The organism is Janthinobacterium sp. 1_2014MBL_MicDiv (assembly GCF_001865675.1).
Lineage (GTDB): Bacteria > Pseudomonadota > Gammaproteobacteria > Burkholderiales > Burkholderiaceae_D > Janthinobacterium.
On sequence record NZ_CP011319.1, the window covers coordinates 3,304,944 to 3,323,307 of the forward strand.

Genomic DNA, 18,364 nt, shown 5'->3' on the forward strand with positions numbered 1-18,364 from the left:
TGGCGATTCTAAATCTCAATAGCAGAATCGGATTATTAGCCAGAACGGTGCAGTATTACTCATTTGATGCATCGCTCCCGATTCACTTTCGATTGACGTTATCCTTGACCGAACTATCCGGATTGTCCCTGACGTATTCCTGGCCGTTCACCTTTACGACATGCGCATCGGGATGCTTGCCGGCCTTGACTTCCTTAACGGCGACAGGACGTGGTACTTCTTTCCGGGAGCCAATCTGATAGGACTCATTGCGCCCGCCAGGTCCATCGTTGTTCCCTTTTATTTTCGTCATTCTGCTTCCTTCCAAGAGTTGGAAAAATCCGCTCTCTTTATTCTGTCCGTTTGAGAAAGATAGTTAAGCGGCAGGATAAGGATACACCCAATTTTCAAAAACATATCGATTATGAAGTATTTTCCTAGAGGTTTCCGGTTCTACGGCCATTTGAGCGATTGCCAGCACCGGCAACGGTATTCTAGCGTGGCGCTTGTTTTTACAGCCAATCGATTGTGTGTGGAAGCAGTCGTGCGGGGAAAATATTGACCTTGAAAGGCGGATTTGCTGCGATCAACATCTGAATCGCCACCAGTAGTTTAGACTTTCCCGATCCATAGTTCTTGAAAGATGAAAAACCGGTGGATCGTGTTAGGGCGCTGGGTGTCCTGCCAGACTCCTGGTGCGTGATCCCGTAGCTGCCTGACCCAACGACGAGATCGGGTCTGACGTGCCTATCCCCCTGCCCTGCAGACACTCCTGCCGCGCGAGAGCAAGAGCTGGTTGAGCTTCGGCGGGTTCCTGCATAAACGTTCCCGCGGCAAAACGCCTTACGACGGCAATCTCGGGCTCCGCGGGGCACAGCGCAATTGATTCGGTTCCTCCTTCGCATCAATTCCACTCTGCAACGATGCATTTAAGTTAAAGTGTTGTGTTGATCGATTGCGTCGGCAGCCAGAAGCGGACCTACAACACACATGACGTGGGATACGTAAAATAATTTGGACCAATACCATGGAAGAGCCACGTTTCAAGCCTGAGCAGTTCATACGTCGTTCCGGTGCCGCCCAAGTTGATGCCGAGGTTCGCCGGTGGTTGCGTTCACTAACTGTAGCGCAGCGAATTGATTTTATTGTAGATCTGTATAGCCACAACTACAGATATGCGGTCGCGCTAGTCCGGTCGTCAAAGCTTCCAAGCGACGACGTCACACGACTGCTGCAGCGATGGCTGCTTTCATCGAGCCACAACGCCAGTCGCGGATTGATTGAGGGGTTTGTGCCTATGATCGGCGAAGCCAGGTTTTGGACGATTGCTGCAAAATCTAAGGTGACGCCTACCATGGCGGAGTTCCTGAACTTTCACGGCCAAGAAAAGTTGAACCTTTATCGCGCTGCACTGACCGAGAAGGTTTAATGTTTGAGCAAAAACCTAGCTTATACCGAACGTCCGCAACGAGGCGGAACTTGCCAACGACGGCAATCGGCCAGAAACAGACGCTGCGCCAAAGCACACAGCCCCCTCATATAAATAATCGCTGTATGGCACCTTCATGGACAATGATTGGTAAATGACTACTCTAAAAATTGGTGAAAAAATCAAGCTGATCAAGATAAATCTTGAGGGAGTCACGTATCGCGATTGGATAAGTGAACGCGACCCAATCCCAGGAGATATTGCAAGAGTTGAACAAGTTTTTAATAGCGATGTCACTACATATCACCTTTGCTGCGAACCAGAGCCGGGGTTTATCACCTGGGGCGTAATGATCCTCGAACCATTCATCGAGTATGAAATTATGTGTTAAATGCACACTGGACATTCTTTGCTGCTTTCCGCGAACCCAAGAGACGTCTGCTTTGGGGCGGAACCTACCAACGACGGCAACCGGCCAGGAGCGGTCGTTCAGCAGTGTTCTCGAAAGTAATGATATTGGGGTTAGCCCAGACTGATTGAAAAACTATGCATCAAATACACATTGGTAACGACTCGGAGTTTGTCGAGATAATCATTCGGAAGCATAACGGAACCGATGACTGGGTTGGTGGCGATGCTGAGATTAGGGTCCGTGGATTTAGCGCCTCGATATCTGCTGATTTTGAACCGACTGATTTTCAGATTTTTGAGGCTGAGCTTCGCGCGCTCTACGAAAATTTATGCGGCAAAGCCCAACTATTGCCTAGGGAAGAACAACTAACGCTTAAACTTCGAGGAAATGGGCGCGGAGGAATCGAAGTCTCTGGCACTGCGTGGTTTGTAGCCTGTTATGGAAGTAAGCTGGATTTTGAATTCGAAATTGACCAGACCTACCTTCCCGCTGTCCTTGAACAACTTTCTGCCATCAATGGGATGCTGCGAGTCGTCAAGGGCTAATACTTTGGCAAGTTGACCGCGCACATGCTCGACTGTCCGCTTTGGGGCGAATCCAGCCGGCCGACGCTGCAGCTAGTTTTTCATACTGACAACCTGCTATGCTGGGCTGAAACGGCCGGGTTCGGCCAGAAGCGGACGTTTAACGAAGAGCAGCCCCCCCCCATAGCGGACCTTCGCACCAGCATGTGACAATGTGTGAGTTTTTCCGATTGGCAACTTGTTATGCTCTTGGGCGAAAAACGGCCAGAAACATCCCTTCGCAACATCGTTTTTGATATTTCTACGATACAGAAAAGGAATGATGGAGACTTTGGACAATACTTTAAGCATTCTCGATGAAGAGGACGGCATGGAGCGTTGGCGCCCCGCCTGTTTATAGGGGCGCGCGATCAAGCTTGCGTCAACGCGAGCCATGCCGCGGCTCCCGCTTCCAGGAGCCACCAGTAACCATAACGAACGCGGTATCGTTCGCACCAGGAAAAGAATGAGTATTAACACCAAACTGAAAAAACTCGAAGACAAGGCCATGGCCAAAGGCGAGTATGCGGTCGCCGCAGCCGCAGCCCATCTGTTGCACGATATTGGCTGCGTGGACAAGCAGATTAACCTGGTCGGTGCGCTGCACGAAGTCGGCTACCTGCAAAATTCGTTTTCTCCATACTGGAAAGAATTCAGAACTGATGAATCGGCATGGATAGAACGCTGCTTGGCCAGGCTTGTCACTGCTGATCATGACTATTGGGCGCTTGCCGCGCTTCTGGGTTGCAATGGTCCAACGACCATCAGCATCGCCATTGGCCAGGGTTTCAAATCGGCTGCAACAAGGCTATATGAACGTTTCGACAAACCCAAGGTCCATGTCGATACTTTATATTTGACAGCCAATGGAGAAGTGCTGCTTCCCATATTGGAAGTCGGCTATGACATCAAAGACATGAAAACTGTCGACATGGGAAGAGCACGGGCACTTAGTCTGAAGAATAAACAATGGAAGCCAGGCGATCGTATGGGCGACGGCGGACTTTCTCTTTCCATGCAGGCCAAACTTCCGCATGGCGCATGGCGCTCGGTATGGACGGCTTTTAAAACATGGGATGCATGACGACATGATGAATTGCAGGACAGTCAATGCTTGGCTGGAAATGGCGCAAGACGATGAGGTGTTCATTGATGCCGACGACATCAATCGCGAAGCAATGGAAAACCTGTGGAGCTTTTCACCCACGGCCGAGGAAACGCCGGAGATTCATGCGGCCGATACCGGCCAAGAGCAGACAGTCAGTACCTTACTTCAACCTCACCAGATTTGTAATGACCTCAACGTTCGTATTCTCACCGGATTCATTTTGGCTACGCATTCCGGCACAAGTAGAAACTATTTCGATAAAACCGTTTGTCACGCCCTTCGGAGAGACTGACGAATTGCTTTGCTATGTGGGCGAGACTTTGCTTGGCAAGCTTGTGAAGTGTGGCGACGGTGAGGGAAAAGTGATTGCTCTACTGCCTACACTTGACCGTAAACGTGCATATCTTTGGCCAAACCCAGATATGTTTTTGCAAGCGTTGTTGCATGTTCTGCGCTACGAATCCAACGCTGTCTTGTCTTGTGAGCGTGATACCGACCAAGACCAGGTGTTACCGCTGACCGAGTATCATGACGTCGCCGCTGTGCTGACGCAGGTGGTTAAATTTAGCAAAGATGGGGCGGGAACGTGTCCAACATTCCTGTATCAGAAACTGTGATGCCGGTTCCGGCCACAAGCGGCCAGTCAGCATACATACTTTGGACCGATGATTATGAGCAACCCTGAACGGATCGATGAGTACAAATATCTATGGGATGGATCTCAGCCAGGGTGGGTTTTGAAGCGGTTCTGCGGTAACTATGTCGATCTTTCGCTGGCTTTTCCTACCACCGGTCCATCGACACATGAGCTAATGGCTGTAAGGCGGACTGTTGCGCCCTATACGGCCCTGCCAGTGCATGAAGTGGTGACCCAGTTGCGTGGGCAGGAATCGCTGCTTCTAGGGCGATTTGAGCCGAAAGAAGCCCGCCTAGTTGCTGCAGCGTGTCGCCGCGAGGATTTGAACCTCGTCGAGAGTATCGTCGACGCGCCAGAATTTCTACCGATGAATGAGTTAACCGGCGTCACCTTGATCATCGAAGATGATCTACTTGCCGAGCATGTATATACCGAGGCGCTACTTCACGGGATACCTGTGCGTCAGGTTGAATTTTGAGAGCAGGGACTCACGCAAACAACGCGAACGGCTGCTTCGGGACGACAGCGGCCAGGTCGGCAGGCACTGGTTTTTCGTCGAGTACAATCGACAGCAATCGGCCAAGAGCAGCCCGTGGCGCGAATTGTTGGCTGTAATGTTCTAAGGAGACGAATGTGGAACTTCGGACGCGAACTTTAAAACATGTGACTTAAAGAAATGAACACGATCTCAACAATAATCTCAAAGCCAAAGTTTGCGTCGACAGAACAACCTGTGTTAGCGATTGACGGTGTCCCGGTATATCAATGGGTAAAGTCGCAGATTTTTGACGAAGACGGCAACGATGACACTCACACTCTAGTTCCAGCGCAAACGTGGCTCTACGACCAAGATGAAAGTAGGATCGCTTGGGAATTGCTTGAGCCTACTCATGAGGGGGCCACGGTCGCACCCTTGCTCGTTTGTCCCGACGACATGGATTTAAACTGCACAGTCGTTGTTGTCGAACAAATTGTTGATAAAAAAACTGTCGAGTGGCGGCGATTTGGGCTCTCCATTAATCACATCAATGGAGTGGTCACTTCAGTCCGCTGGTCCGAGTTAGAGCAGCGTGCAATTTTTGACCGCACTCAATTCGAAGAAGCCTTCCTGGATTTCAAACGTCTCAGCCCTAGTTACTGAAGATTGTAATCAGACGAGAAGCCGCCTCACGCACTAACATGCTCGGTCATGCTTCTCACCGGGTAAAGGCGCTGTTTTACCGGACCGAATGGCTGCTTTGGGGCGGAAGCGGACGGTGCCTTTGAATCGCCCCCAGTTACTCAGACTTCCCTAGTCCATAGTTCTTGAAAGATGAAAAACCGATGCGTCGTGTCGGGAGCCTGGGTGTCTTGCAAGGCTTTTAGCGTGCGATCTCGTGGCAGTCTGATCCAACGACGATATCGAGTCTGACCTGGCTATCCCCTGCCCTGCTAAGACTCCTACCGCGCGCTAGCAAAAGCCGGCCGTCCCTAGCCATAACCGCCGGCGAAGGATGGCATAGCTGACCGAAGCAGCAGCAGAGCTTCTGCTTTTGCGCGCGATAGCGGCACAGTTGGCTACGATAAACTAGCCCGTCATCTGCTTCGTGCGCTCGGCCAGATCGGTGACTTTGCGCGATGGCGGTGGAGTTGCGATCACGGCTGACGCGACACGGCACCTGACGGTGTCGCGACAAAACAGAAGCTTGCCATGGCCGCTTAACCTCTACTTTTCGCGCGCTCTAAAAATGGTGGGATTATCGAAGGATAAGTATAATCAAGGTACCAAATCGAACTATGTATGAAAAAAAGCGAACAACGACGAAATTTCTGCTGAGTCAATTGAAAAGCCTTGTTATAGGGATTGTTGCCTTGTGCATATACGCTGAAGCGCACGCATGTGATGGTTTGATCGGAAGTTATGCGGTGCAAGAAGGCGAGCTCGCCCGGATCTGGATAGAACATCAGGAGCAGGATTATGTCTTGTCGACATACGATCCGGAGAAAAAAGCGTGGACCTCTTATCAGGTGCCGCTCACGCCAATGACGCGTGAGCAGTTCAGCCAGATTCCCGTGCAAATGGATGCCGCTTCCTGCGCACTGGCCGGTGCCGGTGTGTTTTTTGTAAAAACCTTTTCTGGGGCTCAATTCTCCGGCGTGGCTGCAAGTCAGAATGTCGCCGCCCCCATGCGTACGAGCAAGACGGGCACCGTCCTGGTTTCATTGGAAGGATTTGCACCGGGCGGCATGGATTTGTTCCCCGTGCGGCAGGCGATCAAGCCACCTGCAGCGGCAAAGAGCGAATATTGTGCCCATGGCATGGCTACGGATATGAGCCTGTCCGCATTCCATGCGCTGCCGCCTGACCTTAAGCGACTCCGTCAGTCCGAGAACTTCCAGCGCGAGGTGATGTGTGGCCAGTATCTGCATGGATTGATGGCAGGGAGCGAAAATCCAACGTCCAGTCCGGCCAATGATGCCCTTGCGCGCGATGCCGTGCTGCGGCACATCCGTGTTTTGCTGGCCGCTGGATCAGTTCCGCGCACCGCCAACGGCGAATCGGCATGGTGGGAGGCATCCCGGCGTTTCTTGGCGGGCAGCGAGCCGCCAATATTCCCGAACCAAACCATCCCGGCCATGCGGCAAGATTATTATGCGTTTTTTGCCGAGGAGATTTTGCCCCGCCTGGCCGCTAGCCGACCCGATCCGGCCGACCATGGCAATACCTGGCTGCTGGCACGGCACACGGTCAATTTGCCTGACGATGTGGCATTGCGCACGCTCGATGTCATCAAGGCCATGCAAGTGCCTGGCGAACTGGTGAAATTCCACAAGTATCTGGTCGATGAGGTGCTGGGAAAAGTCCGCGTCGGCGCGCTAGCCAAGCCAGTATTCGACTGGCTGACGCGGGAGGCGGGGATGGCGGCGCTCGACGCCTCCAGTGTGCTTGACCACGTGATCGTCCATGATGATGTCGCTGGCGTGCGGCGCCTGCTGGCTGCGGGCGCCAGCCCTCTCAATCGCTGGGCTGCGCCGAATGTGCTGAGTCAGTCTGCCGCAGCCACGGCGTACAAGTCCGCCCTGATCGAATACATCCATGGCGGCAAAGGCAAGTTGCAGCCTGACGTGGCCAACGATCTGTTGCGGCGAGCGCTGGACGACTGCAATGGCAATGATGCCATCTCTCTAGCGTTCCTGCTGGGGGCTGACCCGACGCGTTTTTTCCTGCATCCGACTATTCCGAAAAATGTGCTTGCGGTCAGATTGCTATACTGCCCCAGCGTGCTTGGCCCACTCTTGAAGGCAGGCATGCGGCTGGATCAGCGCTATCCGCTGTCGATCGCGCGCGATGGGGAAACCGACACGCCGCTGGGCGGCTACTTGAGAATGCGCGATCCGGCCGGCCGTTTGTCGGCGCAGTCGGCAGACGTAGTGCGTATGCTGCTGAGCAGCCATAACAATGCCAATGAAGTGGCAAACAATGGCTCCGGCAACCCGCTACTAAAATATGCAATTGACACGGGCAGCATGGATATCGTCAAAACGATGCTCGATTTCGGCGCCGCCCCACAAGCAAAAGACACTGAAGGCTTCCCCGCCTGGCTACGCGTCCTTGATGGCGACAAGGACGATATTCTCCTCCAGATCATGCAAGCTAGACCCGATCTCGACCTGAACGCATCGCCGGATGAGCGGATAACCCCGCTGGCGTATGCCGAGTGCTTGGGTGCGCCGCGCGTAGCATCGATATTGCGCCAGCGAGGCGCACTGGAAAAGGGAACGGCGCTTTGCCGGCAAGCAGGTAAGAGGACCTGACCATCGCCAAAGTTCGCATCCATCGGCGATATGCTCGGATAAAAAATAGGACCTTTGGTCGATTTACAAAAGTGTGACTGTTCAGCAGCTATGTGGTGAATCGCCACCCGTAGCTTAGCTCTCCTGATCCATGGTTCTTGAAAGATGAAAAACCGGTGGATCGGGTTGGACATGGATACCCTGCCGGGCACCAGGTGTGCGATCTCGCGGCTGCCTGATTCAAAGTCCAGCTCCGGTCTGACGTACCTCCCCCCTGCCCTGCAAAGACTCCTACCGCGCTCAAGCAAGAGTTGCTTGGGCTTCGGCGCGTTCCTCCATGAACTCTTCCGTGGCTAAACCCTTTGCAAGGTTAATCCCGGGTTTCGCGGGGTGCGTAACAATCGATTCGAGTTCTTTATCGCATCATTTCCAATCTGCAACGATGCATTTAAGTTAAAGTGTTGCGTTGATCGATTGAATCCGCAGGCGAAAGCTGCCAACGACAGCAACCGGCCCAAGACAGACGCCGATGAGCATATTTTTCGATTCACGGAGGGCAATATCAAAACACTTGCATGCGCCATAATATTCGCCACACAATATATAGGTAGTCGAGCCAGCGAGGCCTCGGACGAAGATGTCGCGGCACTCGAAGAGATTTCAGCGGAGTTGAAAAAAGGTTCCGTCGAGGAAAAAAACTGCCTTATCCAAGCCGCAAAAGAGCTCGGAGTTGAATCTTGGCTGGATGAAATGGGCATTGATTAAGTGAGCAGAAAAGGATATTGGAAGGCTGCTGTCGGCCAAAAGCGGACCTCATCTGCTCTAACATCGATGACGGATTGGCCTGTGGGCTGGACTGCAAACCTGTGATTAATATAATGAACCAAGATGATCGATTAGCCTATTTTGTCGTCGTGCATGGAATGGATGTTCAGACCTTCGAACAAATGGCTATTCACTTCGCATGTCGTCGTGGGGGCATGCGAGCGCTGGACGAAAGCAGGTATATCTCTATCCCAGTAACGCTTGACACCATAGGGAGAACCCTTACTTGGGTCAAGACCAAGTTGGACGGATGCTACCGTGAGCTATATTTGATAGTGTCCGTCGAAGCGAAATTGTCTTGGAGCGAGGTTGTCATTCCCGCTGAGATAGCTTTGCTCGCTGGTCAATCTAAGGCGGCAATCAAGGTTCTGCTTTCCAATTAAAGCGAGCGTGATCTCATGGCTGGCACCGTCAGCTTCGGGGCGCAACCTACCAACGACAGCAGCCCGCCAGAAGCGGTCGGTGAGTCTACCCATGATAAATTGGAGACACAATGTATATTCAAGAAGTCGAAATTTTTTCTGATGCATCGAACGCCGTTGTAATGCGCCATCCACAGCGTAATTTCCCCGGGTGCCTGATTCAAGGCGATACACTGAGTGTCTTGCTTCGGTCTCTTAAAGTAGTGCAGTCTGAAGCGGCGTGCCTAAGTGAAGAGGCCGCAGGAGAACTCGCGGACACTGTTGAGCAGCTATCTGACCTGGTGTCTCACTACAAAGTCACGTTAATGAGCAACAATATCTCTCTTCCGTTTAGCGACTGAGCATCTTCGCTCTTTCGTGAAAACGGCGAGCATCTGCTTCGGGGCGGACCCCGCCAACAGCGGCAACCGGCCAATAGCAGACCTATACCTAGGCGAAGGAAAGTAGATGAACCTTTTCGAAGAGGCACTGAAAGGAAGTATCAACGCTGTCCGAATATTAAAATCTAATCAAAAGAAAAGCGATTCGGATATATTTGTATTCCCGAATGATGTTGCAGCCGTGATTAAGATGTACTTGCAGCAGAAAATTTCGGCTTCGGATTTGAAGGAATGGGCATCACTAATTCTTTCCGTTGAGAGCTACATTTGTCCAAATTGGGAAAATTATGAACTAGCTGATCGCTACCAGCCAATGTGGGACATACTACAACGATTGGAGATGCCAGCAATTCATGGGCAAATTTCTGCATCGATAGCAGAAACATATTTGCAGAAACTTGACTCGATTTGATGTCGTATCCAAGAAGCGCCTTTCGGCCAAGAGCAGACGGTCATTTTTGTAGCCGGAAAACAGGATTGTATTGATGGTTAGCACCGAGATAGAAAAGAGGAAAGCTGTTCGACTACAGTATCGTGAGCTCTTCGATGCGCTCTCAACGCTACTGTTCAGGGCTGACCCAATTGGTATTAATTTTGAAACGAACACTGACGAATACGAACCAGAGGTCGGGACAATTATTCCCCGACTGAGGCATGCCAAATCTGAAGCCGATGTGCAACTTATAGTTCACGAGGAATTTTGTAGATGATTCGACAGCGAGACTGCCGGGCCGATAACCGATTATCGTGGCCTCGCTTCTCAAATTTGGGACGAATGGCTACGATGCAAATAATTGCAGTGGGGGATCACGGCGGACTTCGACCAGAAGTGGCCATTCGAACCAGCGTGATAATGTTTGAGTTTTTCCGCTTGGCAATCCGCTATGCTCTGGTGCCGCTACCGGACAGAAGCTACTGGCGACACAATGTAGTGGTCAACCCATCCCGGACACTACGTTAAGTTTTTCTTCGGCGACGGCCGGTGCCAGTCCCTGGTTGAACTGATGTGGTCGTATCCAGTTATACCGGTGCATCAGGTAGTGGCTGATATCCCGCTGTGCTTCCTGTGCCGTCATGTAACCAGTTGACGGCAGCCATTCAGTTTTGAAGCTGCGGAACAGCCGTTCCATCGGGGAGTTATCCCAACAATTTCCCCGACGGCTCATACTCTGTCGTATCCGATAGCGCCACAAGCGCTGACGGAATTTTCGACTGGAGTACTGGCTACCTTGATCCGAATGAAACAGCAACCTCTGCGGTCGACCTCGCTGCTCGTAAGCCATTTCCAGCGCTTGCACAACAAGGTCGGCATCGGGTCGTAGCGAGAATGCCCAGCCCACCGCTCGGCGAGCAAATAAGTCCAACACCACAGCCAGGTAATACCATCGGCCTTGTGCCCAGACATAGGTGATGTCCCCGCACCAGACCTGATTTGGCGCCTCTACTGTGAATTCACGGTTGAGGTGGTTCGGAATATCGACCCGTTCCACCGTAGCCTGCTTATAGGCATGGCTGCCAGGCTGTTTGCAGACCAGCCCTAGCTCTTCCATCAAACGACTGATTTTGAAGCGGCCAATTGCCGTGCCTTCCTCGCGCATCATGCCCATGATGCTGCGGCTTCCCACCGAACTGCGACTCTCGACGAACAGCTCGTGCACACGGCGACGCAATGCCATGCGCTCAACATCAATGTGCCGGGCGCGCTCCCGATGCGCATACAGGCATGACCGCGCTACGTCGAACACCGCGCAGATCAACTCGATTGATTCGTCACCACAAATCTGATCGATTACCTCGTACGTTCTATCCCTTCCGACATCAAGAGCGCGGTAGCCTTTTTTAAAATGGACTTCTCCCGCTCGAGACGCTCAATACGTGCTTCGAGTTCCTGTATTCGCTGCTGATCTGGCGTCATTGCCTTGCTCTGCGGCGTGATGCCTTGCCGCTCCAACTGCAGCTGCTGCACCCAGCGGCGCAGCACCGATTCGCCGATGCCGACCGACCGGCTTGCCTCCACGTGGCTGTATCCTTGATCCAGCACCAAGCATGCTGCCTGCTGTTTGAACTCAGGGGAAAACGTACGTCTTTGCTTGCTCATCAAACACCTCTCCATGGCGAGCATTCTCGCCTAAATCAGTGTCCGGGTACATTAAACCACTACAGTATCTGTGGCCGTTGGTAGGATCGGGTCTATTTGAATCCGAGATTAAAAAGAAAAAAGCCCCTAGCATAAGGGGCTTTTGTTATTTGGTGCGGGTCGGAGGATTCGAACCTCCACGGTCACTATTGGCTGGTGTCCTTGCAGCACTAGGTTCCTATATTTGCTAGCAAAACTCGACCCGCAGCGCCGCTATTCCGCACCAAACAAACACGTTAGTAATTGGAATCATAAAAGCCCCCATGATAGAAAAGAAGTAAGGTGAAAGTGCCGGGAACAAAACCGTTCCCACCGTTACGAAATCAGAGATGATCGCCAACAAACTAGTGAACCTAAAACCGCTAGGCATCATTGAGCCCAACTCGGTTAGAGATATTTGAATATCAATCTAGAATGAGGATTATAGTACTATTTTCATGTAACGGGTTGCTACTTTGCTCCAGTATCTCTGGCCTTCCCTATTTATCACGGGCATCACCGTTTAGGAGGTTGTACGTTGGAGTTGCAAAAAATCCGCCCTTGCTGCCGGGTTCCCAGCGATTGCAGTATCGGCTGGCACCTCCTTGCGCTCATATGTTGGGAGCGGGTCTACGTGAGCCAGGCGAGGCCGCCGCAAGAGGACAGCTGCTTCTGAACGCTATGGCGGCACCGTTGGCAACGACAGGCTGGCCCACAATCCGCTTGAAGCGCTCGATGAGGCGGAGGATTTCGCACGCTGGCGGTGGACTAGTCATTACGAGACCCCAGCCCGTTCAATTGCGAAAAGCAGTATTTTGAGCGTATGAAGAGCGTCTAGCGAACTCGTAGCAGTTCATTTTGAATCGTCACGAGTTTTGTAGACACTCACGAGCCATAATTCTGCCTAAAGAAGAGAAGTCGGCTTCAATGCATCGCCTCCCCAGCATGTGCAAGTGTGAGCAACAATGAAGCTGGTAGAACAACCTAGAATATGCTTCCGGAGCGGATCAATCGTGGCACCAATCAAGAAGTCAAGGAAACCTAATTCCACGTCGAAGTGGATATCCTTAAAGAAGCCGCCTGTAAGCGTACTTGCGACTATCCTTCATTCATTACCGGCGAGTGGCGAAGCCGGTTTTGAGGGAGTGGTTGCTAAGCTGCTCTCGAAGCTCACGGGGATCCCATTTCTAGTACGGAGATCCGGATCCCAGCAAGGCCGCGATGCGGACTCCAGTGGCAACGCAGCTGAATGCATTTTCGTCGAGTGCAAGCGATACGAAGAGTCAAGTTCTCTTGATGAAAGGGGACTGCGCACCCAGATCGAGATCTCGGCAAATGCAGCTCCCGATTTGGATATGTGGGTCTTAGCGACTACACGTTCAATGGATGCCTCAGTAGCGGAGTGGCTAGAGCAGAAGACGCGAGAAATGGGAGCTGACTTTTATGTCCTATCCTGTGGAACTGTCACTCAGCCAGCCGACCTCGATTACCTCTGCGCCGCTTTTGAGAACGAGGTTCTTTTTCATTGTCAAGACAACGGTGCCACCAGGCTTGAACTCAGTGAATATTTTTGTAAAGTGAAAGAGAGCGTCGGATTCGAGTGCGCTCTGACACGCATGAGAAATGCATTTGCGAGCGCCACTGTGGGCCTGCCAAGTTTTCGCACACGTATAAATACGTCGTTGAGCGCTATCTTGGAAGGCGAGGAGATCAGTCGGCTCAGGCTGAATGCTCCATTGGCACCTGGCCAATTCACGTCTGTAAATGTGCCTCGCCCGGCCTTGCAGGATTGCCTAGAAGCTTTCGTTTCGATGCCCCGACGCCCTGGTGCTCCACGCATATGCGTTGTCCAAGGCGAAGAGGGAAATGGGAAGTCGTGGGCAGTCGCCACATGGGTGCGAGGTGTAATTTCCAGGCAAGCTGCACCGCCCGTCTTCTGGTTCAAGTCCTCGGCGAGTAAGGAGTTCGGTCTACGAGATTTAGCTAGACTCGCTGTTAGCCAACTACAGACATCTGAGGAAAGGATCTTCAATTTGAAGCTCCAGAGATGGCTAGGTGGTATATCGGAAGCGTGTGCCATTATCGTTCTTGATGGTATCAATGAGCGGCATGATTATCAGTTTTGGACCGACTACATAGCGAACCTAGTTGCGGCGGCGGGCCAAAATGTCTTGTTCGTGATCACTTGTAGGCCAGACACCTGGCGCCAGCAGCTGAGGCCCCGGCTCCAGCTGCAAGCGATGGAGTTCGACTTAACTGAATTCGACGAGCAAGAGTTTGCGATTGCGATGCACAATCAGTCTCGCGAAAACGTTGAGAGACTATGGGCCCTGGGCCCAGTGGCACGTAAGCCCCGTTACTTGGCGGATGCGCTCATGTACTTGAAGCAGGGCGGTGACGCGAGCGAACTTACGGTTGAGTTGCTGCAGTATCACGCCTGGAAGAACCGCTATCGCACGCGCATGAACTATCCCGTAGGCCTTAATGAGTTTGAAGACGTTCTGAAGCATCTTGCTGGCCAAATGAGTCGGCGCGTCACTGCAGGTGAGTTGAAGGACTTGCTCGTACTCAACCCAAGCACTGTAGATGCATTGGCTGAGCTCGCGTCTGGGGGAGTGTTACGTCGTGAAGGTGCTGCGATGACCCTCGAGCGCCCTTACCTTGTCGAAGGATTAAGCCTCCTGCTGATTGATGCTCTCACGTCAGTTACTGGAACGATTACCGTACTGCGTGAGCAAATTGGTTTTTTTGTGCACGACACACAGCGAAATCCGCTCACTGCCGAAATTTGTGCAGCCGCAGCGTACAAAGCTCTAGCCGATAGGGAAATTAGGGACGAAGTCGCCGTTGCCCTCACCTTGGAATTGCTGGACTGCCAGAACGCTGACCAGACTTCGGTAGAAGGTATCATCTCGCTTGGATCGAAGCGACCCCATGTCGTTGCTCAAGTTGCCGAAGGATTATGGGCAGTGCAGGGTGTGGATTCGACTATCGAACAGATGGTGTTGCACGGGCTCATACAACTGACCAAATGCGCAAAATCTGATAGTGCTATTGTGCATGTTCTGGCTCGCTGGGCTAGCTTCATTCACGAGCACGGTGAGTTATATCGCCAGGATGCTGGAGTCTTAACACACAAAATTAGCGCAAGTGTTCGTGCTGTGGCACCCGTAATTGGTCAAGTCCAGCTCACAAAAGATGGCGTACTTACTCTCACGCGCATAGCGAACCAACGGCTTCTTCGACTTGCGAGGTTGGCACTGGCGGTGATTTCTCTGGCGGATAGGCAAATATTCTTTCAGGTAGCCTTCAACAGCCTATTGGCGGATTCAGTCATGATGACGTCGAGAGGGAATATCAGCGGTTGGATTCTGGGCTCCAGCAGGTCTTCCCTCGATCAGCAGGTGACTGCGGCTGTCCAGCGGATAGAAGCGCTGTCTTTGATTTCGGTCGAAGGCAAGCGCCGGATCCGTAGAATTCTTCTCGAGTCTACAGCGACGCCCTCTCTAGCGGTACAGCTTAGTACAGTGCGACAAGAGTCGGAAGTGGCAATGCACAATGTGGGACTGCCTGGTTTGTTCGGAAACCCAACACGGGAAGCACTTCAGACCTTTCTGGGTAATGGCGCTGTGAAGTTCGAGGCGAAGATAGCGGTGGCGAGTAAGTATGCATCGGACCTGACATTCAAATATCCCGACGACTTTGTTTCCGAGCTGCGGTCGTATGGGCAGAACTTTCCGATTGCGAACCGCCGTGTCGTCCTCGCGCGGACGGTCGAAGATCACGACTGGGATTTACTCGAGCCACTTCTTTGTCGGCTATGTCCAGACGTATATAAGGCTGCGGTTCTCGACTTTATCCGCGGGATCGAGCAGCGGGAGGACGAAGCGATTTATCCCTGGCTTTTCGCCGCAGATGGTTACTTGAGCTTGTTCGAGCTCGCAGACGTTTCAGTTATTCGTCAGGCTTGGGAGAGATTTTCAGTCGTGGTCGGTAGCGACACGGGAAAAACAAGGGTAATCGAGTTCACTATGTTCAGCATGCTCCTCGCTTATATGACGCCTCATGAACAGGTTCACGAGCTTCTGAGGCGAGGTACTATTCGCGTTCAACTGGCAAGTTTTGAAGATGAGTTTCAGCAACTTGATTCGCCCAAGGCACAGGAGCAAATAGCTAATCTTGCGGCCGAAGACGATCAACTGTTGCCTGTGTTGTGGTATGCCATCGCACAAGAAAAGTGCGCAAACAACGTCTGGCTTCCTCTTGTCGACCGCGCCCTCGCGTATTCCAATAGCCTCACTCGCGGATTTGCCATGGAGCTTCTGTCTCAAATGCCCCTAGTGGCGGTCCGTAAGAGAATCGGTCGGTTGGAGCTAACAGGCGAGCCGACGCATTTGGAGAAGCATTGGTTCACTGTGCTTTTGCTACAGCACTCCAACGAGGCAGTATCCGCACTTCTTAATCGATGCGATTTGGCTGTCTGTGCGGCAGTGCTTGGGGAGGTCACTGGCGAGCAGCGTCGGCGAAAGCTGGCCACGGCATTTGCTGGGCATCTGCTCGCGTGGCTTAGATTGCAGGTACACCCTCAGCAGCAGCCATATCCTGAATTGAGGGTGGCGGTTCGAACACCTGCACCAAATCGTGGAGGGGTGACGTCTGTGTCAGTGGATTTGAATCAAATTGATAATGCCGTGTCCTTCCGCTCCGAGCTATCGTCATGGGGTGGGCTTGAACAAAGCGATGGATTCGGCGCGATGTCATACGGCTTCGCTGACCGTCAGTTGGGGGATCTCCAAAACGCTCTGAGGGACGCCATGATATCGGCTGCGGAGCGCGGAGACTGGGCTTACACAGCCTTCTGGTCGGATTCAACAATCACTCTTATGCTCGAAAAAGTGCCTGGTTTTCGGAGGGAGGTTCATCTGCTCGTTGAAGACGCCAAGAACCGCAGGCGTCTGAGGTCGATCGGGAGTTTTGTATCCGCGCTAACCAGAGTGTTGCTTCATTCTGGCGATGCTCTGGGACTTGAACTTATGGCCCTGATTCGAGCGCAAGACATTCCCGTTCGCTCAATTGATGGTTGGACTGAGGGAGACCTGCTTGATGCCGCCCTTTCGTCCTATCCTCGGCCAGACGAAGCGAGTAATCTCTGGCTGGAGCGCATCGAGGCCGCGACGAGCGACGCCTATGTCTTAGCCAATTGTGAATTGTTAGTCCAAGGTGGCAACCGCCAATGGCTTTTCGGGCAAGCAGAACGCGACTTGCAAACGGATGCTCCGTATTTTCGCCGTAGGGGACTTCTGCTATTAGCTGGCTCTGGGTGCGACAAAAGTCACTTTGATGCTACGGTGCGTAAACTCGGCGACGGATCCATCGGGCTAGAAGAGGTAGTGCAAACAGCTACAAGCTATATCGAGACACTTTCCCGGATGCGTCAATGGATTTTGACCATGATGGCAACAGACAGTCCCTCTGAGGCAAAATGCGCGGCCATACTACTACTGCATTGTGTCGATTCCCGTGTCTGGATTCTGCTCGTCGAAGCTGTAGAGGCGCATGGGCAGCCACGCTGTGGGGCGCCCATAATGCAGTTATTACCCCGTGACGACATTAAGAACGCTGTCAAAGCAACTCTGAAACAGCGCGATAAATCGTTGTTCGGATATCAGAAAGTTGAGAATGATGCTGCACCTTGGCTACAGTCGGAGGCACAAGCGTCTGTTCGGCTTCCAATTTGATTCTGGCATCACCTGATCCTGTTCCGCGCAAGACGTCTGCCACGTACTTGCTCCAGCAAGTTAGACTGGCCTTCCCCCACCATAGCGGACGGTGAGAGATGTCATATCGGACCGAGGTGGTAGCAGAGCGCCTGCTTATGCGCGCGATAGCGGCACATTTGGCTACGATAAACTAGCCCGTCATCTGCTTCGTGTGCTGGGCCAGATCGGGGACTTCGCACGCTGGCGGTGGAGTTGCGATCACGGCTGCCGCGATATAGCACTTGCCGGCATCACGCCAAAACAGATGCTTGCCATGGCCGCCTATCCTCCATTTTTAGCGCGCTCTAAAAATGGGGGCATTAACCCGATCCATAGTTCTTGAAAGATAAAAAATGATGGATCGTGTTGGGCATGGGTGTCCAGTCAGACTCCTGGTGTGCGGTCTCGTGGCGGCCTGATCGAATGATGAGATCGGCACGAGCCGTCTGCCCCCCGGCCTATTACTTCGTCACACGCCGAGCCAACCGACAAAAGCAGCGTCGACCTCTGCGCCGGCTCAAGCTGCCCTCGCCTACCAGGATCATCAAACTGCCGACCGACAACGGTTCGCAATTCGCTGACCGCTTAACACCAAAAGACGGGAAACCCAGTGGCCTGCACGCCTACAATAAAGTCTGCGCCGGCATCCGCAAACGAATGGCATGGTCAAACGATTCAACGGCCGTAACAGCGAGCTATTGCAGCAGAACCGATTCGACAGCCGGACCAGTCTGAGGGGCGACCTTGCTCAAATATTTCAAGCTTTACATCCACCACATTCCACAATGGGCCATCGGTGTAAAAACACCCATGCAGGCGCTCAAAGAATGGCAGCACACGAAGCCGGATCTACTCGTACAGCGCGTTTATGATCAAACGGGACTGGACATCTAGCGAGCTCGTAGCAATTCAGATGGTGATTCAACATTACAACAAGACCCTACCGCGATTACAATGTCG

General features: G+C 52.5%; 14 protein-coding genes, 1 tRNA gene and 1 pseudogene. 13 read left to right on the forward strand and 3 right to left on the reverse strand.

What is annotated here, in order from left to right; genetic code table 11:
* Positions 1-82 precede the first annotated feature (82 nt).
* Complete coding sequence (locus tag YQ44_RS28265) at positions 83-292, reverse strand: DUF3892 domain-containing protein (RefSeq protein ID WP_083411847.1); 210 nt, start codon at positions 290-292, stop codon at positions 83-85.
* A 714-nt stretch (positions 293-1,006) separates the two neighbouring features.
* Here YQ44_RS28265 and YQ44_RS28935 point away from each other — a divergent pair.
* From YQ44_RS28935 to YQ44_RS28960, 11 genes are all read left to right on the forward strand, one after another.
* Positions 1,007-1,408, forward strand: coding sequence for a hypothetical protein (locus YQ44_RS28935; RefSeq protein WP_156894845.1), 402 nt, complete (start codon positions 1,007-1,009; stop codon positions 1,406-1,408).
* A 154-nt stretch (positions 1,409-1,562) separates the two neighbouring features.
* Complete coding sequence (locus YQ44_RS28940; protein WP_156894846.1) at positions 1,563-1,799, forward strand: hypothetical protein; 237 nt, start codon at positions 1,563-1,565, stop codon at positions 1,797-1,799.
* A 155-nt stretch (positions 1,800-1,954) separates the two neighbouring features.
* Positions 1,955-2,365 (forward strand): WapI family immunity protein, encoded by a 411-nt coding sequence (locus tag YQ44_RS14295; protein WP_071323957.1) that lies wholly within the window; start codon positions 1,955-1,957, stop codon positions 2,363-2,365.
* Positions 2,366-2,849: 484 nt separating this feature from the next.
* Positions 2,850-3,467: a hypothetical protein gene (locus tag YQ44_RS14300; RefSeq protein ID WP_071323958.1), complete on the forward strand. Its 618-nt coding sequence runs from the start codon at positions 2,850-2,852 to the stop codon at positions 3,465-3,467.
* A 209-nt stretch (positions 3,468-3,676) separates the two neighbouring features.
* Positions 3,677-4,108, forward strand: a complete 432-nt coding sequence (locus tag YQ44_RS28945) for a hypothetical protein (RefSeq protein ID WP_156894847.1) — start codon at positions 3,677-3,679, stop codon at positions 4,106-4,108.
* A gap of 54 nt (positions 4,109-4,162) precedes the next feature.
* A complete protein-coding gene (locus YQ44_RS28950) occupies positions 4,163-4,606 on the forward strand; it encodes a hypothetical protein (RefSeq protein WP_156894848.1) in 444 nt (147 codons plus the stop codon).
* A 198-nt stretch (positions 4,607-4,804) separates the two neighbouring features.
* The gene (locus YQ44_RS14320; RefSeq protein ID WP_071323962.1) at positions 4,805-5,269 is read left to right on the forward strand and encodes a hypothetical protein; all 465 of its coding nucleotides are present in this window, start codon (positions 4,805-4,807) and stop codon (positions 5,267-5,269) included.
* A 635-nt stretch (positions 5,270-5,904) separates the two neighbouring features.
* On the forward strand, positions 5,905-7,923 hold the full coding sequence (locus YQ44_RS14325) for an ankyrin repeat domain-containing protein (RefSeq protein ID WP_071323963.1): 2,019 nt from the start codon (positions 5,905-5,907) through the stop codon (positions 7,921-7,923).
* A 453-nt stretch (positions 7,924-8,376) separates the two neighbouring features.
* On the forward strand, positions 8,377-8,667 hold the full coding sequence (locus YQ44_RS14335) for a hypothetical protein (protein WP_071323965.1): 291 nt from the start codon (positions 8,377-8,379) through the stop codon (positions 8,665-8,667).
* A gap of 553 nt (positions 8,668-9,220) precedes the next feature.
* Entirely contained in the window at positions 9,221-9,490 is a 270-nt protein-coding gene (locus tag YQ44_RS28955; RefSeq protein WP_156894849.1) for a DUF6959 family protein, read from the forward strand.
* A gap of 106 nt (positions 9,491-9,596) precedes the next feature.
* Positions 9,597-9,941, forward strand: coding sequence for a hypothetical protein (locus YQ44_RS28960; RefSeq protein ID WP_156894850.1), 345 nt, complete (start codon positions 9,597-9,599; stop codon positions 9,939-9,941).
* Positions 9,942-10,464: 523 nt separating this feature from the next.
* On the opposite strand, the gene YQ44_RS14345 is transcribed toward YQ44_RS28960, so the two are convergent.
* Positions 10,465-11,627 (reverse strand): IS3 family transposase gene (locus YQ44_RS14345; RefSeq protein WP_156895045.1). Its coding sequence is split into 2 segments (ribosomal slippage): positions 10,465-11,372 and positions 11,372-11,627, totalling 1,164 coding nucleotides; the frame shifts between segments, so codons are not numbered across the junction.
* A 150-nt stretch (positions 11,628-11,777) separates the two neighbouring features.
* A tRNA-Leu gene (locus YQ44_RS28965) sits at positions 11,778-11,872 on the reverse strand.
* Between the two features lie 1,584 nt (positions 11,873-13,456).
* On the opposite strand from YQ44_RS28965, the gene YQ44_RS14360 reads away from it, so the two are divergent.
* Positions 13,457-17,383 carry an NACHT domain-containing protein gene (locus YQ44_RS14360; protein WP_232251311.1) on the forward strand — a complete coding sequence of 1,309 codons (3,927 nt, stop codon included), beginning with the start codon at positions 13,457-13,459 and terminating at the stop codon, positions 17,381-17,383.
* A 493-nt stretch (positions 17,384-17,876) separates the two neighbouring features.
* Positions 17,877-18,298, forward strand: a pseudogene (locus YQ44_RS29760) (IS481 family transposase); the annotation flags it as partial.
* Between the last annotated feature and the right edge of the window lie 66 nt (positions 18,299-18,364).